Origin of the sequence: Pseudomonas spirodelae, from assembly GCF_034653255.1 — a bacterium.
GTDB classification, from domain to species: domain Bacteria; phylum Pseudomonadota; class Gammaproteobacteria; order Pseudomonadales; family Pseudomonadaceae; genus Aquipseudomonas; species Aquipseudomonas spirodelae.
Genome location: NZ_JAYEET010000013.1, coordinates 148613 through 168063, shown reverse-complemented (window position 1 = coordinate 168063; position 19451 = coordinate 148613). Strand labels below are relative to the sequence as shown.

18 protein-coding genes are annotated in these 19451 nt (G+C 59.6%); 7 read left to right on the top strand and 11 right to left on the bottom strand.

Going from position 1 to position 19451, the window contains the following annotated elements; genetic code table 11:
• Positions 1-149: 149 nt before the first annotated feature.
• On the top strand, positions 150-368 hold the full coding sequence (locus SOP97_RS05770; RefSeq protein ID WP_322948548.1) for a bacterioferritin-associated ferredoxin: 219 nt from the start codon (positions 150-152) through the stop codon (positions 366-368).
• Positions 369-564: 196 nt separating this feature from the next.
• Positions 565-1035: a bacterioferritin gene (gene bfr / locus SOP97_RS05765; protein WP_274088291.1), complete on the top strand. Its 471-nt coding sequence runs from the start codon at positions 565-567 to the stop codon at positions 1033-1035.
• Positions 1036-1098: 63 nt separating this feature from the next.
• On the opposite strand, the gene grxD is transcribed toward bfr, so the two are convergent.
• On the bottom strand, positions 1099-1425 hold the full coding sequence (grxD, locus tag SOP97_RS05760) for a Grx4 family monothiol glutaredoxin (protein WP_274088290.1): 327 nt from the start codon (positions 1423-1425) through the stop codon (positions 1099-1101).
• Between the two features lie 116 nt (positions 1426-1541).
• On the bottom strand, positions 1542-3650 hold the full coding sequence (locus SOP97_RS05755) for a molybdopterin oxidoreductase family protein (protein WP_322948547.1): 2109 nt from the start codon (positions 3648-3650) through the stop codon (positions 1542-1544).
• Between the two features lie 322 nt (positions 3651-3972).
• Between SOP97_RS05755 and argF the strand changes: the two genes are divergently transcribed.
• The gene (argF, locus tag SOP97_RS05750) at positions 3973-4893 is read left to right on the top strand and encodes an ornithine carbamoyltransferase (protein WP_322948546.1); all 921 of its coding nucleotides are present in this window, start codon (positions 3973-3975) and stop codon (positions 4891-4893) included.
• The gene (locus SOP97_RS05745; protein WP_322948545.1) at positions 4890-5996 is read left to right on the top strand and encodes an ABC transporter ATP-binding protein; all 1107 of its coding nucleotides are present in this window, start codon (positions 4890-4892) and stop codon (positions 5994-5996) included. The genes argF and SOP97_RS05745 overlap by 4 nt, the downstream gene beginning before the upstream one ends.
• Before the next feature lie 5 nt (positions 5997-6001).
• Here the strand turns inward: SOP97_RS05745 and SOP97_RS05740 are convergent, their stop codons facing one another.
• The 3 genes from SOP97_RS05740 to ybaK form a co-directional block, all read right to left on the bottom strand.
• A complete protein-coding gene (locus tag SOP97_RS05740; RefSeq protein ID WP_322948544.1) occupies positions 6002-6802 on the bottom strand; it encodes a PhzF family phenazine biosynthesis protein in 801 nt (266 codons plus the stop codon).
• Positions 6803-6956: 154 nt separating this feature from the next.
• A complete protein-coding gene (gene glpK / locus SOP97_RS05735; protein WP_322948543.1) occupies positions 6957-8444 on the bottom strand; it encodes a glycerol kinase GlpK in 1488 nt (495 codons plus the stop codon).
• Between the two features lie 39 nt (positions 8445-8483).
• A complete protein-coding gene (gene ybaK, locus SOP97_RS05730; protein ID WP_322948542.1) occupies positions 8484-8954 on the bottom strand; it encodes a Cys-tRNA(Pro) deacylase in 471 nt (156 codons plus the stop codon).
• 244 nt (positions 8955-9198) lie between these two features.
• On the opposite strand from ybaK, the gene SOP97_RS05725 reads away from it, so the two are divergent.
• Both SOP97_RS05725 and glpD read left to right on the top strand, forming a co-directional pair.
• Entirely contained in the window at positions 9199-9957 is a 759-nt protein-coding gene (locus SOP97_RS05725; protein WP_274088282.1) for a DeoR/GlpR family DNA-binding transcription regulator, read from the top strand.
• Positions 9958-10092: 135 nt separating this feature from the next.
• A complete protein-coding gene (gene glpD, locus SOP97_RS05720) occupies positions 10093-11634 on the top strand; it encodes a glycerol-3-phosphate dehydrogenase (protein WP_274088281.1) in 1542 nt (513 codons plus the stop codon).
• 95 nt (positions 11635-11729) lie between these two features.
• Here the strand turns inward: glpD and ltrA are convergent, their stop codons facing one another.
• The 5 genes from ltrA to SOP97_RS05695 all read right to left on the bottom strand — a co-directional run bounded on the left by ltrA (position 11730) and on the right by SOP97_RS05695 (position 15011).
• Positions 11730-13151: a group II intron reverse transcriptase/maturase gene (gene ltrA / locus SOP97_RS05715; RefSeq protein ID WP_322948541.1), complete on the bottom strand. Its 1422-nt coding sequence runs from the start codon at positions 13149-13151 to the stop codon at positions 11730-11732.
• Between the two features lie 486 nt (positions 13152-13637).
• The gene (gene ccoM / locus SOP97_RS05710; protein ID WP_276605876.1) at positions 13638-13754 is read right to left on the bottom strand and encodes a cytochrome c oxidase subunit CcoM; all 117 of its coding nucleotides are present in this window, start codon (positions 13752-13754) and stop codon (positions 13638-13640) included.
• A 155-nt stretch (positions 13755-13909) separates the two neighbouring features.
• On the bottom strand, positions 13910-14071 hold the full coding sequence (locus tag SOP97_RS05705) for a hypothetical protein (protein WP_322948540.1): 162 nt from the start codon (positions 14069-14071) through the stop codon (positions 13910-13912).
• Positions 14068-14670, bottom strand: a complete 603-nt coding sequence (locus SOP97_RS05700) for an alpha-ketoglutarate-dependent dioxygenase AlkB family protein (RefSeq protein ID WP_322948539.1) — start codon at positions 14668-14670, stop codon at positions 14068-14070. The genes SOP97_RS05705 and SOP97_RS05700 overlap by 4 nt, the downstream gene beginning before the upstream one ends.
• 41 nt (positions 14671-14711) lie before the next feature.
• A complete protein-coding gene (locus tag SOP97_RS05695) occupies positions 14712-15011 on the bottom strand; it encodes an aspartate-semialdehyde dehydrogenase (protein ID WP_274086740.1) in 300 nt (99 codons plus the stop codon).
• 172 nt (positions 15012-15183) lie between these two features.
• Between SOP97_RS05695 and rapA the strand changes: the two genes are divergently transcribed.
• A complete protein-coding gene (gene rapA, locus SOP97_RS05690) occupies positions 15184-18027 on the top strand; it encodes an RNA polymerase-associated protein RapA (RefSeq protein WP_322948538.1) in 2844 nt (947 codons plus the stop codon).
• Positions 18028-18093: 66 nt separating this feature from the next.
• Here the strand turns inward: rapA and SOP97_RS05685 are convergent, their stop codons facing one another.
• The gene (locus SOP97_RS05685; protein WP_322948537.1) at positions 18094-19425 is read right to left on the bottom strand and encodes a spinster family MFS transporter; all 1332 of its coding nucleotides are present in this window, start codon (positions 19423-19425) and stop codon (positions 18094-18096) included.
• Positions 19426-19451: the final 26 nt, after the last annotated feature.

Genomic DNA, 19451 nt, shown 5'->3' with positions numbered 1-19451 from the left:
TCAGCCCAGCAAGGTCCGTACAGCGCGAGAAGAGAAGCAGGCCTGTCGACGACCACCGTTTGTCAGTCAACTACACACACTTTTGACAAGCATTCTCATTATCATTAGTATCCTTCACACGAACCACTGCCCCACCACGAGCCTTAACTATGTACGTCTGTCTCTGCGAAGGTGTAACTGACGGTCAGATCCGTGAAGCCATCTATGAGGGCTGCTGCAGCTACCGTGATGTCCGTGCGGCACTCGGCGTTGCCAGCCAGTGTGGCAAGTGCGCCTGCCTTGCCAAGCAAGTGGTACGCGAAACGTTAAGCGACGTGCAAAGCAGCCAGGCAGTCATGGCCTATACAGCCAGCTTTAGTGCCGCCTGATCGACCGCGCGAAAAAGAACCGGACCTTGCGTCCGGTTTTTTTATGACTGTAATTCAATGCCTTAGCAGCAAGATGCAGAACTTAAGCATTCTTACTCAGATTGGATTTAACTTTGAATTCAGGCACTTAGGTTTGACAGCCTAAAACCCTCAGCCCAGAATCAAACGCTAACTCCCCTGCAAGGCAGACGCAGACATGAAAGGCGACAAGAAAGTCATTCAGCATCTGAACAAGATCCTCGGCAACGAGCTGGTCGCGATCAATCAGTACTTCCTGCATGCACGCATGTATGAGGACTGGGGCCTGAAGAAACTCGGTGAGCATGAGTACCACGAGTCTATCGACGAGATGAAGCATGCGGACAAGCTGATCAAGCGCATCCTCTTCCTCGAAGGCCTGCCTAATCTGCAAGACCTCGGCAAAATCCTGATCGGTGAGAACACTCAGGAAATGCTCGAGTGTGACCTGAAGATCGAACACAAGGCACACGTCGACCTGAAAGCGGCGATTGCCTACTGCGAAAGCATCGGCGACTACGCCAGCCGCGAATTACTGGAAGACATCCTCTGCTCCGAAGAAGAGCACATCGACTGGCTAGAAACTCAACTCAGCCTGATCCAGTCGGTAGGCCTGCAGAATTATCTGCAGTCGCAAATGGACGAATAAACATCCGCGCAATAAACAACAAACCCCGCCAAGTGCGGGGTTTGTTGTTTATGCAATGCCGGCTTACGCGTCGGCTTTTTGCACAGCGTCTTTGATCAGGGTCTGCAGCTCACCCTTGTCGAACATTTCCGCCATGATGTCGCTACCGCCGACCAGCTCACCGCCGACCCACAGTTGCGGGAAAGTTGGCCAGTTAGCGTATTTCGGCAGGTTGGCGCGAATTTCCGGGTTTTGCAGGATGTCGACATAGGCGAATTTTTCACCACACGCCATTACAGCCTGTGCAGCCTTGGAGGAAAAGCCGCACTGCGGAGCGTTCGGCGAGCCTTTCATGTACAGCAGAACGGTATTGGCGGCGATCTGCTCTTTGATGGTTTCGATGATATCCATTGGGCACCTCAGGACTTAACTTTCCGACTCTCGGGTCGGCGCGGTGGCGCATTGTAGCGAAAAGCCGAGCGCAATGCTCGGCCTTCCCTACCGCGCCCATGGCCAACTAAACCCTATCAGGCGGCTTCCACCTGCACCGGAACACCGTTGAGCGCGGCATTACCGGATAGGCTGTCGAGCTGCCGTTCATCGGTCAGGTCGTTGGCACTGGCGCCCGGTTGTGCACTGGCAATTGCCATCTGCACGCCAGGCCGCGCATGCCCCCAGCCATGTGGCAGGCTGACTACACCAGCCATCATTTCGTCGCTGGCGGCGACTTCGACCTCAATCTCTCCAACCCGCGAGCGCACCCGCACTCGCTGGCCATCGCTTAGCCCGCGCTGTTGCAAGTCCGCGGGGTGCATCAACAGCTGATGGCGCGGCTTACCTTTCACCAACCGGTGGTAGTTGTGCATCCAGGAGTTATTGCTGCGTACATGACGACGGCCTATCAACAGCAACTCGTCAGTCTTGGCCACCGGCTGCGCGGCAAAACGTAGCAGGTCGGCCATGATCACCGCCGGCGCGGCCTGCACCTGCTGATTAACGGTTTTCAGCCGTGCGCCCAGGTTTGGCTTGAGTGCACCCAAGTCGAGGCCATGCGGGTGCTCACGCAATCTCGCCAGGGACAGCTTATGGGCTGACTGGTCACCGTAAGCCCCCATACGCAGGCCCATGTCGATCATCTGCTCAGGCGCCATGGTCGGCTTGAGTTCCAGGCCATTCTTGCCGGCAAACGCCTTAGCCAGGCCAATGAAAATTTCCCAGTCGTGCAATGCATTGGCGGGTTTGGCCAGAACAGCCTCGTTAAACCGGGTGACGTTGCGCACGGCGAACATATTAAAGGTGGTGTCGTAGTGGTCGTGCTCCAACGGCCCGGTCGGCGGTAGGATCAAGTCGGCATAGCGGGTGGTTTCGTTGATATAGAAGTCGATGCTGAGCATAAACTCCAACCCCTCCAGCGCTTGCTCCAACTGACGACCATTGGGCGTGGACAGCACCGGATTACCGGCTACCGTCACCAGTGCGCGGACCTGCCCTTCGCCGGCGGTAAGCATTTCCTCAGCGAGGGCAGACACCGGTAATTCACCGCCGTACTCCGGCAAACCAGATACCCGGCTCTGCCAGCGATTGAAATGCCCGCCCGAAGTCGAGGCCACCAGGTCCACAGCCGGTTCAGTGCAGAGCACCCCGCCCACCCGGTCGACGTTGCCTGTCACCAAGTTAATCAGTTGCACCAGCCACTGGCACAAGGTGCCAAAGGCTTGGGTCGATAAGCCCATACGGCCGTAGCACACCGCCGACTCAGCGGCGGCAAAGTCGCGGGCTAACTGGCGAATCGTCGCCGCAGGGACGCCGCAGCGTGCGCTCATGGCTTCGGCGCTAAAACCGGCAATGGCCTGGCGCACCTCTTCCAGCCCTTGCACCACCAAGTGGCTACTGCGCCCCAGATTTTCTTCGAACAAGGTATTGAGCAGGCCGAACAACAGCGCGGCATCCTGCCCCGGGCGCACGAATACGTGCTGATCGGCAATCGCGGCAGTTTCACTGCGTCGCGGATCGACCACAACCAATTTGCCACCCCGCGTCTGGATGGCTTTCAGGCGCTTTTCCACATCGGGCACGGTCATGATGCTGCCGTTAGAGGCCAGCGGGTTACCGCCCAGGATCAGCATAAAATCGGTGTGATCGATGTCCGGAATCGGAATCAGCAAGCCATGGCCATACATCAAATGACTGGTCAGGTGATGCGGCAGTTGATCAACCGAGGTGGCAGAGTAGCGGTTGCGGGTTTTCAACAAGCCGAGGAAATAATTGCTGTGGGTCATCAGGCCGTAGTTATGCACGCTCGGGTTGCCCTGATACACCGCTACGGCGTTTTTCCCGTGTGCGGCCTGGACCGCGCTGAAGCGCTCGGCTACCAGCTCGAAGGCTGCGTCCCAGTCAATTGCCTGCCACTCGCTACCCACGCGACGCATCGGCTGACGCAGGCGGTCGGGATCACTCTGGATATCTTGTAGGGCCACCGCTTTGGGGCAGATATGACCGCGACTGAAGGTGTCTTGAGGGTCACCCTTGATCGAGCGGATCAGCGTGGAGCCATCAAGCTGGGTTTCAGTTTCAATGGTCAGGCCGCAAATAGCCTCGCAGAGATGACATGCACGGTGGTGGAGGGACTTGCTCATGGCCTGGCCTCTTGTTCTGATTCGATACCGCAAGGCATCGGTAAGCCAAGACTATGACAATAGGTCGTAGCCTGTGCCAGCAGGGTTCGCCGCATGAATTGCCCTGCATCAGGTCAGCCGATAGACGCTCACTCGCCCAAATTAACGGCTGCGCACCTTAGCTGCAGGGCCAGTTGGCTATTTGCGCCTGCTCGCCATTTGCTTATAAGATCGCGCCTTCCCCGTTTCGTCGCATGGTGCGGCCCTAAGCCGTAGGTTCTGCCGTTTCTTCTATTTCACTCGGCCCTTGAACCTGCGCCTCGCTGTCAAAAGGTAGTTAACGATGAGCGCAAGACACTTTCTCTCGCTGATGGATTGCACCCCCGATGAGCTGGTGGGGCTGATCCGCCGAGGCATGGAGCTCAAGGACTTGCGTAACCGCGGCGTGCTGTTCGAGCCGCTGAAAAATCGCGTGCTGGGTATGATTTTTGAGAAAGCCTCGACCCGTACCCGCCTATCGTTCGAAGCCGGGATGATTCAGCTCGGTGGCCAAGCGATTTTTCTGTCGCCGCGCGACACCCAACTGGGCCGCGGTGAGCCGATTGGCGACGCGGCTATTGTCATGTCGCGCATGCTCGATGCGGTGATGATCCGCACCTTTGCCCACAGCACCCTGACCGAATTTGCGGCCAACTCGCGGGTACCCGTGATCAACGGCCTGTCCGATGACCTGCACCCCTGCCAGTTGCTGGCCGACATGCAAACCTACCAGGAGCAGCGCGGCAGCATCAAAGGCAAAAGCGTGGTGTGGATCGGCGACGGCAACAACATGTGCAACTCCTATATAGAAGCGGCCATCCAATTCGATTTCCAATTGCGCGTAGCGTGTCCTGCAGGTTACGAGCCGAGCGCCCGCTTGTTGGCACTGGCTGGCGAGCGCGTACAGGTGCTGCGTGACCCTGCGCAGGCTGTTGTCGGCGCCCACTTGGTCAGCACCGATGTCTGGGCCTCCATGGGCCAGGAAGAAGAAGCCGCCGAACGCATGCGCCAGTTCAAACCCTACCAGGTCACACGCGCCCTGCTCGATGCTGCGGCCGATGACGTGCTGTTCCTGCACTGCCTGCCGGCGCACCGCGGCGAAGAAATCAGCGAAGATTTGCTCGATGACCCACGCTCAGCGGCCTGGGATCAGGCAGAGAACCGCCTGCATGCGCAAAAAGCGCTGCTCGAATTTTTGGTTGAACCGGCGTACCACCACGCATGAATCCAGCCCTGCTAACCCTGCGCGAACTGAGCTGCGGCTACCCTGAACATAAAGTGGTGCAGCACCTTAATCTGCACCTGAATGCGGGTGATATCGGTTGCCTGCTCGGCCCTTCGGGCTGCGGCAAGACCACGACGCTGCGCGCTATTGCCGGCTTCGAGCCCGTGCTGGAAGGCGAGATTCAGCTGGCCGATCAAATCATCTCCAAAACGGGCTACACCCTAGCGCCGGAAAAACGTCGGATCGGCATGGTCTTTCAGGATTACGCCTTGTTCCCGCACCTCAGCGTGGCGGAGAACATCACCTTCGGCATCCGTAAGCAGCCGAACTGTGAGCGCATTACCGGTGAGCTGCTGGAGATGGTCAAGCTCAGTCATCTGGCGAAACGCTACCCACATGAACTCTCCGGCGGCCAGCAACAGCGCGTCGCCCTGGCCCGTGCACTGGCACCGGAGCCGCAGCTACTGCTGCTCGACGAGCCCTTCTCCAACCTTGACGGTGAATTGCGTCGGCGCTTGAGCCATGAAGTGCGCGACATCCTCAAGGCCCGCGGCACCAGCGCGATTCTGGTCACCCATGACCAGGAAGAGGCCTTTGCCGTCAGCGATCAGGTCGGCGTATTCAAGGAAGGCAAACTGGAGCAGTGGGACACCCCGTTCAACCTTTACCACGAACCGCTCACCCCCTTCGTCGCCAGCTTCATCGGCCAGGGCTATTTCATTCGCGGGCAGATGCTCAGCCCAGAAGCCGTGCAAACGGAAATGGGGTTAATTCGTGGTAACCGCGCCTACACCTGGCCCGTCGGCAGCGCCGTGGATGTTTTGCTGCGCCCGGATGACATCATTTACGACCCAGATAGCACGCAAAAAGCGTTAATTGTCGGCAAAACCTTCCTCGGCGCAGCCACCCTGTATCGCCTGCAACTGCCAACAGGCAGCCAGCTGGAAGCGATTTTCCCCAGCCACGCCGACCACCAACCGGGGCAGCAGGTTGGTATTCGCGTGGAAGCTGATCACCTGGTGGCGTTTGCGGTGCCCGGCAGTATTGCCACGCAGGCCAGCCTGGGCGAATCGGGTGTACGCCGCTACAGCAGCGACAGCTAATCAGCTCACGGCAACAAGAGCCGGCCACTGGCGACCATCACCGCCTGGCCGGCAATCTTTACCCGCTCCCCCGCCAGCTCACAATGCAACTCGCCACCGCGCGCAGAACATTGGTAAGCACTCAGGGCATTCTTGCCGAGGTGCTCGGCCCAATAAGGCGTGAGGATGCAGTGGGTCGAGCCGGTGACCGGGTCCTCATTAATGCCGATGGCAGGCGCAAAGTAGCGCGAGACGAAATCGTGCTGCTCACCGGGCGCGCTGATCAACAGGCCCAGCCCCGGCAATTTCGCCAGCACGGCCATGTCGGGCTGACAGGCCCGCACAGCCGCCTCACTGGGCAATATCGCCAGGAGCTCCTGAATACCCGGCCCTTCGTGCAACGCCAGCACACGCTGCACAGGCAGACCCAGGGCCTGCTCCACCTCTGCGCGCAGCTCACATGGCTGGGCCCGCCGCACGGGGAAATCCAGCACCAGCCTGGCGCCTGCGCGACTGACCCGCAACGCGCCGGACAAGCAGGTGAAGTTGATCACCTCACCCGGCTCGTCATATTGCTCAAACAGCACATGGGCCGCCGCCAGGGTGGCATGACCGCACAGCGGCACTTCAGCAGATGGGGTAAACCAGCGGATATGCCAGACCGCGCCCTCCTTCACCACAAAAGCGGTTTCCGCCAGGTTATGCTCGGCGGCAATCTGCTGCATCAGGGCATCATCAAGCCAACTGTCTAAGCGATAGACCATCGCCGGGTTGCCGCTGAAGGCGTGCTGGGCGAAGGCATCAATCTGGTAAAAGTCGAGCTGCATAAAACCACCCTCATCATTTAGTCATGCCCAAGCATGCCGCAAACCGGCACGCGAACGCCGCTACAGCCGAGCAGGAAATGGGCCGTACAGCACAACCAAGGGGTCAATCGTTTCGACACAGGCCCGGCGGCGAACCGCGCCTGCATAAGGGGAGTTAGCTCTCGCTGCGCACCCGGGTCACTGCATCCAGCCAACCGTCATACAGCTTGCTGCGATGGCTATCGGCCATGCGCGGTTCGAAACGCTGCTGACGGTGCCAGTGACGGGCGATGCTTGCCAGGTCCGTATAAATCCCGGCCTGCAGGCCGGCCAAATAGGCGACGCCCAGCGCGGTGGTTTCAGTGACTTCAGGGCGCTCAACTGGCACACCCAGGATGTCGGCCAAGAACTGCATAACCCAATTGTTCTCCACCATGCCGCCATCCACCCGCAGTGCGCTGGGCTCTACAGCGCCGTCCTGGCGCATGGCTTCGAGCAGATCACGGGTCTGGTAGCACACCGATTGCAGCCCAGCAGTGACGATCTCCTTAATCCCGGTGTCGCGGGTCAGGCCGAATATCGCGCCACGGGCTTTCGGGTCCCAGTACGGCGCACCGAGGCCGGTAAAGGCCGGCACCAAATAGACCCCACAGGCATCGCCAGTCTGCTCGGCCAGCGCTTCAGTATCGCGGGCGTGACTAATTAGCTTGATGCCGTCACGCAGCCACTGCACGGCGGCACCGGCGACGAAGATACTGCCCTCCACCGCATAGGTGACCTGGCCATTCAAGCGATAGCCAACCGTGGTGAGCAGGCGATTCTTCGAGGTCACCGGCGTGCTGCCTGTGTTCTGGATCATGAAACAACCCGTGCCATAGGTGCTTTTCACCATGCCTGGCTCAAAGCACGCCTGACCGATCAGCGCGGCCTGCTGATCACCGGCCATGCCTAACACCGGAATAGAGGCGCCGAGCAGGCTGGCGTCGGTAGTGCCGAAATCAGCGGCGCAGTCGAGCACTTCAGGCAACAGACTGGCGGGGATTTCAAACAGCTTGAGCAGCTCTTCATCCCACTGTTGGGTATGGATGTTGAACAGCAAGGTGCGCGAGGCGTTGCTGGCATCGGTCTTGTGCGACTTGCCACCAGTCAAACGCCACAGCAGGAAAGAATCCACAGTGCCAAAGCGCAACTCACCGCGCTCGGCCCGCTCACGGGCACCCGGAACTTTGTGCAGTATCCAGCGCAGCTTGGTGGCTGAGAAATATGGGTCGATCAACAGGCCGGTTTTGGCCGACACCGCCGCTTCATGACCGGCGTCCTTAAGCTCAGCGCAGTAATCAGCAGTGCGTCGATCCTGCCAGACAATCGCCGGGTGGATCGGCGTGCCGGTCTGCGCATCCCACACCAACGTAGTTTCACGCTGGTTGGTGATACCGATCGCGGCCACATCACTGGCGCATAAACCACTCTGGTTGAGCGCCTCGCGGCAAACCTTAAGGGTGCTCAGCCACAGCTCTTCACCGTCATGTTCAACCCAGCCATCCTGAGGAAAATACTGTTTGAACTCCTGCTGCGCGCGCGCCACGGGTAGCCCCTGGGCACTGAACACAATGGCACGACTGCTGGTAGTGCCTTGGTCGATAGCAAGCAGGTAATGAGACATGCGAATTTCCTTGTTCTTATTAGGTGGTAGAGCGGGATGCTAGGCGCGGCCAATGGGCGCAAACAGCGCCTGCGTCAGTTGCGCCAGCACGGCGGGCTCCAGCTGCACTTCCAGTCCGCGTCGCCCGGCACTGACGTAAAGGCTGGGCAGCTGTTGAGCAGACTCATCGATAAAGGTACGCAGCCGCTTCTTCTGCCCCAGCGGACTGATACCGCCGAGTAAGTAACCGGTGGCCCGCTGCGCCGCAACCGGGTCCGCCATATCGGCTTTCTTCACGCCTGCGGCCTGGGCCAGCGCTTTCAAGTCTAGCGTGCCCACTACGGGCACCACCGCGACCAACAACTCACCCTTCTCGCTGGCGGCCAGCAAGGTTTTGAACACCTGAGCAGGTGGCAGGTTGAGCTTTTCCGCCGCTTCCAACCCGTAGGAAGCGGCCTTGGGGTCGTGGTGATAGCTGTGCACCTGATGCACCGCTTTAGCTTTTTTCAGCAGATCAATGGCTGGAGTCATGTTCGAATGTGAAAACAATCTGAAAAATTTGGCGTACCTTAGCCGAAAAAGCGGTCTATGGCAGTTATTAACGTCGCACAGCAAAGGCCTGCAAGGTAACCGCTGTGGATGCATGGCCATAAAAAAGGATCGGGAATCATTTTTAACGTCGCGCAGCGACGGCCCGTAGGGTGGCCGCCATGGATGGTGGCCATAACATTCACCCGAGCCAGTCTATAATGCTGCGCACTCTCAAGGAGCCCTTATGACCCTGCCGCCCCGCCAACACGATATTCTCGAGCTTGCCCGCGAGCGCGGCTATGTCAGCATTGACGAGTTGGCTCAGGCCTTTGCCGTGACGCCACAAACCATTCGTCGCGACATCAACCAGCTCGCCGAACAGGGTTTACTGCGCCGTACCCACGGCGGCGCCGCGAGTGAAAGCTCAAGCATCCAAAACACCGCTTACAGCATGCGGGCCGGCCTGATGCGCGATGAGAAGCAACGCATCGCCGCCGCCGTCGCCGCACAGATCCCCGACCACGCCTCGCTGTTTATCAACATCGGCACTACTACAGAGGCAATTGCCCGTGAGTTGCTGGGGCACAAAGGCCTGAAAATCATCACCAACAACCTGCACGTAGCGGCTCAACTCAGCACCAAGGCCGACTTCGAAGTGCTGCTGGCCGGCGGCACAGTGCGCAGCGATGGCGGTGTGGTGGGTCAGGCGGCGGTGGATTTTATCCAGCAGTTCAAAGTCGATTTCGCCCTGGTCGGCATCAGCGGCATCGATGAAGACGGTAGCCTGCTCGACTTCGACTATCAGGAGGTGAGGGTCTCCCAGGCCATCATCAGTAACGCCCGCCAGGTGTTTTTAGCCGTCGACTCGAGCAAGTTCGGCCGTAATGCTGTGGTGCGTTTAGGCTCAATCGCGCTGGTCGATCGGCTGTTCACCGATGCAGCCCCCTCTATTGCAGTCAACCGTCTGCTGGCCGAACACAAGGTGCAGCTCGACCTGGTGTAAGCCAACACTCCTACGTTGAACATCGACGACCACTGGGCGCGAAAGCGCATTGCGGGGTGGCGAAGCTGTGCATATTCGACTAGCATATTTTCGAAAGTGAACATTAAAAGTTCAATACTGACTTTCGGTGCCCTTATGCCTACTCGTCTCGCCAGCCACACGCCACTCGCTGAAGTCTATGACCTTGCCGTGATCGGCGGAGGCATCAATGGTGTCGGGATCGCCGCCGATGCAGCTGGGCGCGGTTTGTCCGTGTTCCTTTGTGAAAAAGACGACCTGGCGCAGCACACCTCATCGGCCAGCAGCAAGCTGATCCATGGCGGCCTGCGCTACCTTGAACACTACGAGTTTCGCCTGGTACGCGAAGCATTGGCCGAGCGCGAAGTACTGCTGAACATGGCGCCACACATCGTCAAACCCATGCGCTTTATCCTGCCGCATCGCCCCCACTTGCGGCCGGCCTGGATGATCCGTGCAGGGCTGTTCCTCTACGACCACCTGGGCAAACGCGAGCAACTGGCAGGATCACGTAGCTTGCGCTTCGGCGCGGGCAGCCCACTGAAAGCTGAGATTAGCCGCGGTTTTGAATATTCCGACTGCTGGGTCGACGATGCCCGCCTGGTGGTACTCAATGCCATGGCCGCCCGCGAAAAAGGCGCGCATGTGCATAGCCGTACCCGTTGCGTTAGCGCCCGACGCAGCAAAGGCCTGTGGCATATCCACCTGGAGCGCAGCGACGGCAGCCTGTTTTCGATTCGCGCACGCGCACTGGTCAACGCCGCCGGCCCTTGGGTGGCGCGCTTTATCCGTGAAGACCTCAAGCAGGAATCGCCGTACGGCATTCGCCTGATCCAGGGCAGCCATATCGTCGTGCCGCGCCTGTTCGAGGGCGAGCAGGCGTACATCCTGCAGAACGAAGACCGCCGTATTGTCTTCGCCATTCCGTATCAGGAGCGCTTCACCCTGATCGGCACCACGGACCGCGAATACCAAGGCGACCCAGCCAAGGTGGCGATCAGCACAGAAGAAACCGATTACCTGTTGAACGTGGTCAACGCCCACTTCAAAAAGCAGTTAACCCACGACGACATCCTGCACACCTATGCTGGCGTGCGCCCATTGTGTGACGACGAATCAGATGACCCGTCGGCGGTCACCCGCGACTACACCTTGTCACTCTCCGGCCACCCTGGCGAAGCGCCGCTGCTGTCAGTGTTCGGCGGCAAGCTCACCACCTACCGCAAGCTGGCTGAGTCGGCACTGGCGCAACTGGCGCCCTTCTTCCCGAAGATGGGCCCACGCTGGACGGCCAGCAGCCTGCTGCCTGGAGCCGAACAACTGGACAGCCAAAGCGGTTTGATCGAAGCGCTGTGCGCCCGTTTTGACTGGCTGCCCACCTCGCTGGCGCGGCGCTGGGCCAGCAGCTACGGCAGCCGCAGCTGGATAATGCTCAAGGGCGTGAGCAGCCTCGACGATCTAGGTGAGCACCTCGGCGGCAGCCTCTACACCCGTGAAGTCGATTATTTGTGCCAAGAAGAATGGGCCGTGCAGGCCGAGGATATTCTCTGGCGACGCAGCAAGCTGGGCCTGTTCACCACGGCGTCGCAGCAAGCCAAACTCGACAGCTACCTGCAGGTCGAGTCCGCCCGCAGCCCCCAAGCGGCACCCGTGCTCTGAGCCGTTTGAGGGATAAATTACAGCATCGAGTAGGAGGCAGATTCACATCTGCCGTCCTCTCACACCACCGTACGTACGGTTCCGTATACGGCGGTTCAGGTTATACGGCTAAGCCGATTAATCGTATCCAGTATTGAGACCAGTCCAAGGCCATCCCAAAGCTTCTTCGGTAGCGCATGATTTACATGTGGCGCTCCCGAGTTCCACCAAGCGCCCATACCATTGGTTGCTGATTTCCAGGCACGAGCCTCGTCAAGCCCCAGAAGTATCAGGTTGCGAGCCCTCGTAAGAGGTCTCTTCCATTGCCGCCACAAGACACAACGAAGCTTATGGCGCACCCAACCATCAATCGTTTCCAAGGCCCGCTTGCCTTGGGTGAGCTTGAAGTAACCCGCCCAGCCACGCAGAACTGGGTTTATTCGCTCGATAACATTACTAATCTTGCGACCCCGCGCTCCGCGTAACAACTCTTTGAGTCGGTCACGCAGGCGACGCAGGCTCAGCGTGGCTATCCGAAGCCTCGGTTGTTGATGCCAGCTCATCCCATACCCCAAGTAGTCACAGATCCACGCCCCTGCTACTCGACTCTTTCCCCGGTTCAACGTCAGTTTCAAACGTTGATTCAGGAAGCGCTCAACGCTGTTCATCGTTCGCGTGCCCGCACGGGGACTGCGCACATAAATGTTCGCATCGTCGGCGTAGCGCACGAAATGATGGCCCCGTCGTTCCAATTCGCGATCGAGTTCGTTGAGCAGGATGTTCGACAGCAACGGGGAGAGAGGACCGCCTTGCGGCGTCCCCTCCCGATTTTGGCTGACGACACCGCCCGACATCACGCCCGCTTCGAGGTAGCGGCGAATCAGTTTGAGTACACGCTTATCTTCAACATGACGCTGCACATGGGCCATCAGAATGTCGTGATTAACTCGATCAAAGAATTTCTCCAAATCAAGCTCCACGCACCAACGGTGCCCCGCCGCTACATGAGCGCGGGCCATTTCAACAGCTTGGTGAGCACTGCGGCCCGGACGAAAGCCGTAGCTGTAGTCCGAGAACAGAGGGTCAAAGATCGGCGTGAGCTGTTGCAGCAAAGCCTGCTGGATCAGGCGATCAACGACACTGGGGATACCCAGCTGCCTTGTTCCGCCTTGCGGTTTAGGAATTACAACTGCACGCACCGCTTGGGGATGGTACTCGCCGGTCAGCAATCTGGCTTTGAGAGTCGGCCAATACTGTTTCACGTAGCCTGCCAAGTCGTCGACCGTCATGCCATCGGCACCCGGCGCCCCCTTGTTGCTGACTACACGCTGATACGCACGCTTGAGATTGAGCGGCGCAAGCACCCGCTCCATCAGCGTGTCCGGCTCCGCTTTCGTCCACGCCACAGACGCCGCCAATACCTCTGCGCTATCAGCCGTCATCCTCGGATACCGTCCGGGACCTGGGGTGACAGTTTCTCTTCGAGAAATTTCTGCATTTTCGGTATTCAACGAGACTCTGACGCCTACTGACGGCATAACCTGTTCGGCCCTTGGTGGCACGGTTATTCACCACTTACTACGGCCTCGGCTGACTTCTGCACACTCATCCCGTCGCCTCTCGACGCCCAGTAGCACAATGGCAAACGTGCAGATCTCCCAGGGTAATTCGCGTGACCTTCCTGCTTATGCCTGTCGGATCTACGTCATAGCGTTCCGTGCAAGTATCGGGCTTTGACGATAATGGCCGTCTTGCCCCGCTACGCCGCCTCATCCGTTTCCTGTTCGTCAGGCCAGCATTTTGCCTTCGGCTTCCTTCAGATCCGCAGTCACCCGCGACACCCTTGCCGTTCAGCTAACACTTCCCCTTGCCGGGCGTGTAGAGGACTTTCACCTCCAAGTCACCAGCGTGGCCACCACAGCCAGCTGGTTGCGCTTACGCGCAACGCGCCATGCCTGGCGCACCATAAAAAAGGGCGACCGAAGTCGCCCAAATTGCCTTGCGTGCCCTTTGCTCTAACGGATTCAGCCCTGCTTGCGCTTGTGCGAATCCTGCCAGATGAAATAACCAACACCGACGAAGAAGGCGACCATCAGACCGACGGTGCCGATACCCGCGAGAACTACGACATCGATAAACATGGTTGCCTCCTGCTTGAAGCCTGTGTGGGAATGGCTTCAAGGTAACAGGGGGACGTTGGCTGCAATTGATCCAGATCAACAATGGGCCGGCGCTGTCCGCATGGCCTCGTGATTAACTGACCCAGATCAACGAATCAGCCTGCCGCCGAGTCAAATCAACGCTTTTTCGGTTTGCTGCCCGGCTTCTTCTTGCCCTTGGGCAATGGCAGGGCCTGCTCGAATGCGTCGCGCATTTCATTGAGCTTTTTATCCCGCAGGTCGTGGATGCGCTTATCGCGTTCGGCCGCGAAATCAATCAGCTTGTCGTCTTGGCTCATGGGCTCGGCTTGATCAAACGAAAGGTCAGGTTCAGGCGTGGCGCACAGACACTGCGCGTTTTCGCCACTTGGTGCTGCCAATGATGCTGGGTTGGCCCGCGCATGACCAGCAGTGATCCATGCGACAACGGCAAGGAGTGCTCAATACGCCCCTGCCCCTTGCGGCGCAGATCAAAACGCCGGGTGCCGCCCAGATTAAGCGAGGCGATCAGCGGATTAACGCCTAGCTCGGCTTCATCATCACTGTGCCAGCCCATGGAGTCCTGGCCGTCGCGGTAATAGTTGAGCAGCACACCATTGAGTGGCTGCCCTACCGCGGCGATTACCTGGGCGCGAATCTGCTCCAGCAAGGGTGTCCAGGGCAACGGTTGATGGCTCAAGCCCGAGTAGCGATAAGCGGCCTCGGCATCGCCATACCAAGCCACCAGCCTTGGCACCGGCAGATGCCGTCCGTAAATCTGCACCTGCGGTTGCTGCCAGGGGGTTTGTGCACTCAGCTCGGCCAGCCAATGGTCGGCGGTTGAGCGGTCCAACCACTGCGCGTGCAGCTCCAGCTCAGCATCGGGTAGCGTTAAGGGGTTGTCGTCAAATAGATCCACTGGACCACACTCGCTGGACGTGACAACCCAGTGTGCACACCTCAGACCTCCACATCCACCCATAGCCCCTGGCGCGGCAGCTCCTCAATGGCAGCTTCATCCTCGGCGTCCACCTCGCCTTCGGCCAGTTCCTCGGGCGTATAGCCATGGCGACGCTGGCGCCGGCGCTGTTCTTCGCGCAGCAGCATCTCGGCCTCCTGAGGATGCCGTTTGTCCAGGCTCACAGCACTTTCCTTGGCGCTTTCGGCGGCAGCCGTAACCGGCGGGATTTCCGGGCGCGGTTTGACCACATCGTTCTGCACGGTCACGGGAGCAAGGCTATGGGGGATCGGTGGCAGCATTTTTCAGCCCTCCTTTGGTCAGACTGTCGGCCAGCGAGGCCGCGACTTGAGCGCGGCCTCGCTACACTTTTGAGCAACCAAACCACACAAAGTGCCCGACGTGCAGTATTGCGCCTTTGGTCAGGCCCGACGCTGCGTTAACATAGTCGGCTTTTTTACGCGGGAGACAAGCATGGCGCAGTATGAACCGGGGCAACGCTGGATTAGTGACAGCGAAGCGGAGCTGGGTTTGGGAACCGTTCTGATGCAGGACGGCCGCATGCTCACCGTGCTCTACCCGGCCACCGGCGAAACCCGCCAGTACGCCATGCGCAGTGCGCCGTTGACCCGCGTACGCTTCTCGCCGGGCGATGAAATCACCCACTTCGAAGGCTGGAAGCTGACCGTACAGGAAGTCGACGACATCGATGGCCTGCTGGTCTATCACGGCCTGAATGCGCAACACGAAAGCGTCACCCTGCCGGAAACCCAGCTGTCGAACTTTATCCAGTTCCGACTGGCCAGTGACCGCCTGTTTGCCGGGCAAATCGACCCGCTGCCGTGGTTCGCCCTGCGCTATCACACCCTGGATTACACCAGCCGCCAGTTGCAGTCCAGCCTTTGGGGCCTGGGCGGCGTGCGTGCGCAACCGATTGCGCACCAGCTGCATATAGCCCGCGAAGTCGCCGACCGTATCGCCCCGCGCGTATTGCTGGCCGACGAAGTGGGCCTGGGTAAAACCATCGAAGCCGGCCTGGTAATCCATCGCCAGCTGCTCTCCGGACGCGCCAATCGTGTACTGATCTTGGTGCCGGAAAACCTCCAGCACCAGTGGCTGGTCGAAATGCGCCGGCGCTTCAACCTGGATGTCGCGCTGTTCGACGAAGAGCGCTTTATCGAGAGCGATGCCAGCAATCCGTTCGAAGACTGCCAACTGGCGCTGGTCGCACTGGAATGGCTGTGTGAAGACGAAAAGGCCCAGGACGCGCTGTTTGCTGCCGGCTGGGACCTGCTGGTGGTCGACGAAGCCCACCACCTGGTCTGGCACCCAGAGCACGCCAGCGCCGAGTACGCGCTGGTCGAACAACTCGCCGAGATAATCCCCGGCGTGCTGCTGCTCACCGCTACCCCCGAGCAACTGGGCCAGGACAGCCACTTCGCGCGCCTGCGCCTGCTCGACCCGAATCGCTTCCATGACCTCGAAGCCTTCCGCGCTGAGAGCGAGCATTACAAGCCAATTGCCGAAGCCGTACAGGAGCTGCTGGATAAAGGGCACTTGTCCGACGCCGCGCACAAAACCATCCACGACTTCCTCGGTGACAGCGGTGAAGAACTGCTCAACGCGGTGAATGCCGGCGACAGCGACGCGTCGGCGCGCCTGGTACGTGAGCTGCTCGATCGCCACGGCACCGGCCGCCTGCTGTTCCGCAACACCCGCGCCGCCGTGCAGGGCTTCCCGGACCGCGAACTGCACCCCTACCCGCTGGCCAGCCCTGACGAGTACATGGAGCTGCCGATTGGCGAGCATGCGGACCTCTATCCAGAAGTCAGCTACCAGGCGCAGACCGATGTCGATGAAGACCAGCGCTGGTGGAAGTTTGACCCGCGCGTCGAATGGTTGATCGACACGCTGAAGATGCTCAAAAAATTCAAAGTCCTGGTGATCTGCGCCCACGCCGAAACCGCCATGGACCTGGAAGACGCCCTGCGCGTGCGCAAAGGCATTCCCGCCACCGTGTTCCACGAAGGCATGAGCATCCTTGAGCGTGACCGCGCCGCGGCCTACTTCGCCGATGAAGAATTTGGCGCCCAGGTGCTGATCTGCTCTGAAATCGGCTCCGAGGGTCGCAACTTCCAGTTCGCTCATCACCTGGTACTGTTCGATCTGCCGGCACACCCAGACCTGCTCGAACAGCGTATCGGCCGCCTCGACCGGATCGGCCAGAAGCACCGCATCCAGCTGCACTTGCCGTACATGGAAAATAGCCCGCAAGAGCGTCTTTTCCAGTGGTATCACCAGGCACTGAATGCCTTCCTCGCCACCTGCCCGACCGGTAATGCTCTGCAGCACCAGTTTGGTAGCCGCCTGCTGCCCATGTTGGAAAGCGGCGACGATGGCGAATGGCAAGCACTGGTTGATGAAGCCACAGCCGAGCGCCTGCGCCTGGAAGACGAACTGCATGCCGGCCGTGACCGCCTGTTGGAACTCAATTCCGGCGGTGCCGGTGAGGGCGAGGCGCTGGTCGAAGCGATTCTTGAGCAAGACGACCAATTCGCCCTGCCGATCTATATGGAGCAGCTGTTCGACGCCTTTGGCATCGACAGCGAAGACCATTCCGATAACGCCCTGATCCTGCGCCCTAGCGAAAAAATGCTGGACGCCAGCTTCCCGCTCGGCGATGACGAAGGCGTAACAATCACCTACGACCGCGACATGGCACTGGTACGTGAAGACATGCAGTTCCTCACCTGGGAGCACCCCATGGTCCAGGGCGGCATGGACCTGGTGCGCTCCGGTTCGATGGGCAACACCGGCGTTGCGCTGATCAAAAACAAGGCGCTGAAACCCGGCACTGTGCTGCTGGAAATGCTCTACGTCAGTGAAGTGGTGGCGCCGCGCGCGCTGCAACTGGGCCGTTATCTGCCGCCAATTGCCCTGCGCTGCCTGCTCGATGCCAATGGCAACGACCTGGCGCACAAGGTGGCCTTTGAAACCCTCAACGATCAGTTGGAAAGCGTGCCGCGCGCCAGCGCCAACAAGTTCGTCCAAGCCCAACGCGACAGCCTCAACCCGCTGATTAATGCGGGCGAAAGCAAGGTCGCGCCGCGCCATAACGAACGCGTGGAAGAAGCCAAACGGCGCCTGGCTGCCGAGACTGACGAGGAACTGGCCCGTCTGATCGCCCTGCAAGCGGTCAACCCCAGCGTGCGTGACAGTGAACTCGACGCCCTGCGCCAGCTGCGTGAGCAAGGCCTGGCCATGCTCGACAAAGCCGCCCTGCGCCTGGAAGCCATCCGCGTGTTGGTCGCCGGATAAGCCCAAGGGTTACCCCAGGCAGCAAAAGGCCCGCAATTGCGGGCCTTTTGCTGCCTGGATCAAGCGTCAGGCTGGTACAGCTTCAGCCATGCCTCGCTGCATCTGCGCAGCATCGCTGACAAAGCACCGCGAGGCCTGCACCAGCGCCAGCATGGTCATAAACAAGGCCACCGGAATCAGGAACATAGCGTTGTGCAGACCCACAGCTTTAAAGGACTCATTCATCTCACTCGCCCCCGCTGCGAGCATCGCCGCTTGCGAATAATGATCCGACAGCACCCCAACTGCCACGGGCCCCAGGCCACCGCCGAGCAGATACAGGCCGGCAAAGAACAGCGCCATGGCCGTCGCACGCAGGCGCGGTTCGATCACATCCTGAATCGCGGTGTAGACACAGGTGTAAAAATTGTAGGAAAACAACCAGCCGATGCTGAACAACGCCACAAAGACGGCGACCTCAACCCGCCCAGCAAACAGAGCGCAGCCCGTCGCCACAGCGGCAATCAACATACTCAGCGCAGCAAACAGCAGACGCCCGGTTTGCCAGCGCTGGTGAATCTTATCGGCTAGCCAGCCGCCCAAGGTCAGCCCCAACAAGCCCGTCAAACCGACAATAACGCCGGTAGCCATCGCCGCTTGCTCCAACGGCAGCAGGAAATAGCGCTGCAGCATCGGCACCATAAATGAGTTGCACGCATAGGTGGCGAAGTTGAACGTCAGCCCGGCGACCACCAGCCACCAGAAGGTGCGAATCGCCAGCACCTTGCGTACCGGCTTATCCACCGGCGTTGTCAGTGACTTCACCTGTTCAGCCGCGCCGCGCGTAGGCTCTTTAATGAAGAACATAAACAGCGCCAGGATCAGCCCCGGTACTGCCGCAATAAAGAACGGCGCACGCCAGCTGTCGAAGGCCGCCACCATCGCCCCGATGGTGAAAAACGCCAACAGCAAACCAAGTGGCAACCCGAGCATAAAGATGCCCATGGCGCGAGCGCGCTTGTGTGCCGGGAACAAATCACCGATCAGCGAGTTCGCAGCCGGCGCATAGCTGGCCTCGCCAATCCCAACCCCCATGCGGATCAGCAGAAAACTCCAGAAATTCCAGGCCAGCCCATTGAGGGCGGTCAGGCCACTCCAGGCAGCTAAGCCCCAGCCCATGATCTTGCGCCGCGCACCCGTATCAGCCATGCGCCCCAGCGGTACACCGGCAATCGCATAGACGATGGTAAAGGCAGTGCCTATCAACCCCAGCTGCAGGTCGCTGAGGTCCCACTCCATGCGGATTGGCTCGATGATGATCGCCGGAATGGTGCGGTCGAAGAAGTTGAACAGGTTGGCAAGAAAAAGCAGGCACAAAATGCGCCAGGCATTCGTCGCTTGAAGGGACTGCTGCTGCATGGGATCCATCTCTAATTATTGTTATC

Bases quoted from the DNA above. Each gene is read 5' to 3' on its own strand.
- SOP97_RS05770 (WP_322948548.1), top strand. From the start codon at position 150: ATGTACGTCTGTCTCTGCGAAGGTGTAACTGACGGTCAGATCCGTGAA.
- bfr (WP_274088291.1), top strand. From the start codon at position 565: ATGAAAGGCGACAAGAAAGTCATTCAGCATCTGAACAAGATCCTCGGC.
- grxD (WP_274088290.1), bottom strand. From the start codon at position 1,425: ATGGATATCATCGAAACCATCAAAGAGCAGATCGCCGCCAATACCGTT.
- SOP97_RS05755 (WP_322948547.1), bottom strand. From the start codon at position 3,650: ATGAGCAAGTCCCTCCACCACCGTGCATGTCATCTCTGCGAGGCTATT.
- argF (WP_322948546.1), top strand. From the start codon at position 3,973: ATGAGCGCAAGACACTTTCTCTCGCTGATGGATTGCACCCCCGATGAG.
- SOP97_RS05745 (WP_322948545.1), top strand. From the start codon at position 4,890: ATGAATCCAGCCCTGCTAACCCTGCGCGAACTGAGCTGCGGCTACCCT.
- SOP97_RS05740 (WP_322948544.1), bottom strand. From the start codon at position 6,802: ATGCAGCTCGACTTTTACCAGATTGATGCCTTCGCCCAGCACGCCTTC.
- glpK (WP_322948543.1), bottom strand. From the start codon at position 8,444: ATGTCTCATTACCTGCTTGCTATCGACCAAGGCACTACCAGCAGTCGT.
- ybaK (WP_322948542.1), bottom strand. From the start codon at position 8,954: ATGACTCCAGCCATTGATCTGCTGAAAAAAGCTAAAGCGGTGCATCAG.
- SOP97_RS05725 (WP_274088282.1), top strand. From the start codon at position 9,199: ATGACCCTGCCGCCCCGCCAACACGATATTCTCGAGCTTGCCCGCGAG.
- glpD (WP_274088281.1), top strand. From the start codon at position 10,093: ATGCCTACTCGTCTCGCCAGCCACACGCCACTCGCTGAAGTCTATGAC.
- ltrA (WP_322948541.1), bottom strand. From the start codon at position 13,151: ATGCCGTCAGTAGGCGTCAGAGTCTCGTTGAATACCGAAAATGCAGAA.
- ccoM (WP_276605876.1), bottom strand. From the start codon at position 13,754: ATGTTTATCGATGTCGTAGTTCTCGCGGGTATCGGCACCGTCGGTCTG.
- SOP97_RS05705 (WP_322948540.1), bottom strand. From the start codon at position 14,071: ATGAGCCAAGACGACAAGCTGATTGATTTCGCGGCCGAACGCGATAAG.
- SOP97_RS05695 (WP_274086740.1), bottom strand. From the start codon at position 15,011: ATGCTGCCACCGATCCCCCATAGCCTTGCTCCCGTGACCGTGCAGAAC.
- rapA (WP_322948538.1), top strand. From the start codon at position 15,184: ATGGCGCAGTATGAACCGGGGCAACGCTGGATTAGTGACAGCGAAGCG.
- SOP97_RS05685 (WP_322948537.1), bottom strand. From the start codon at position 19,425: ATGCAGCAGCAGTCCCTTCAAGCGACGAATGCCTGGCGCATTTTGTGC.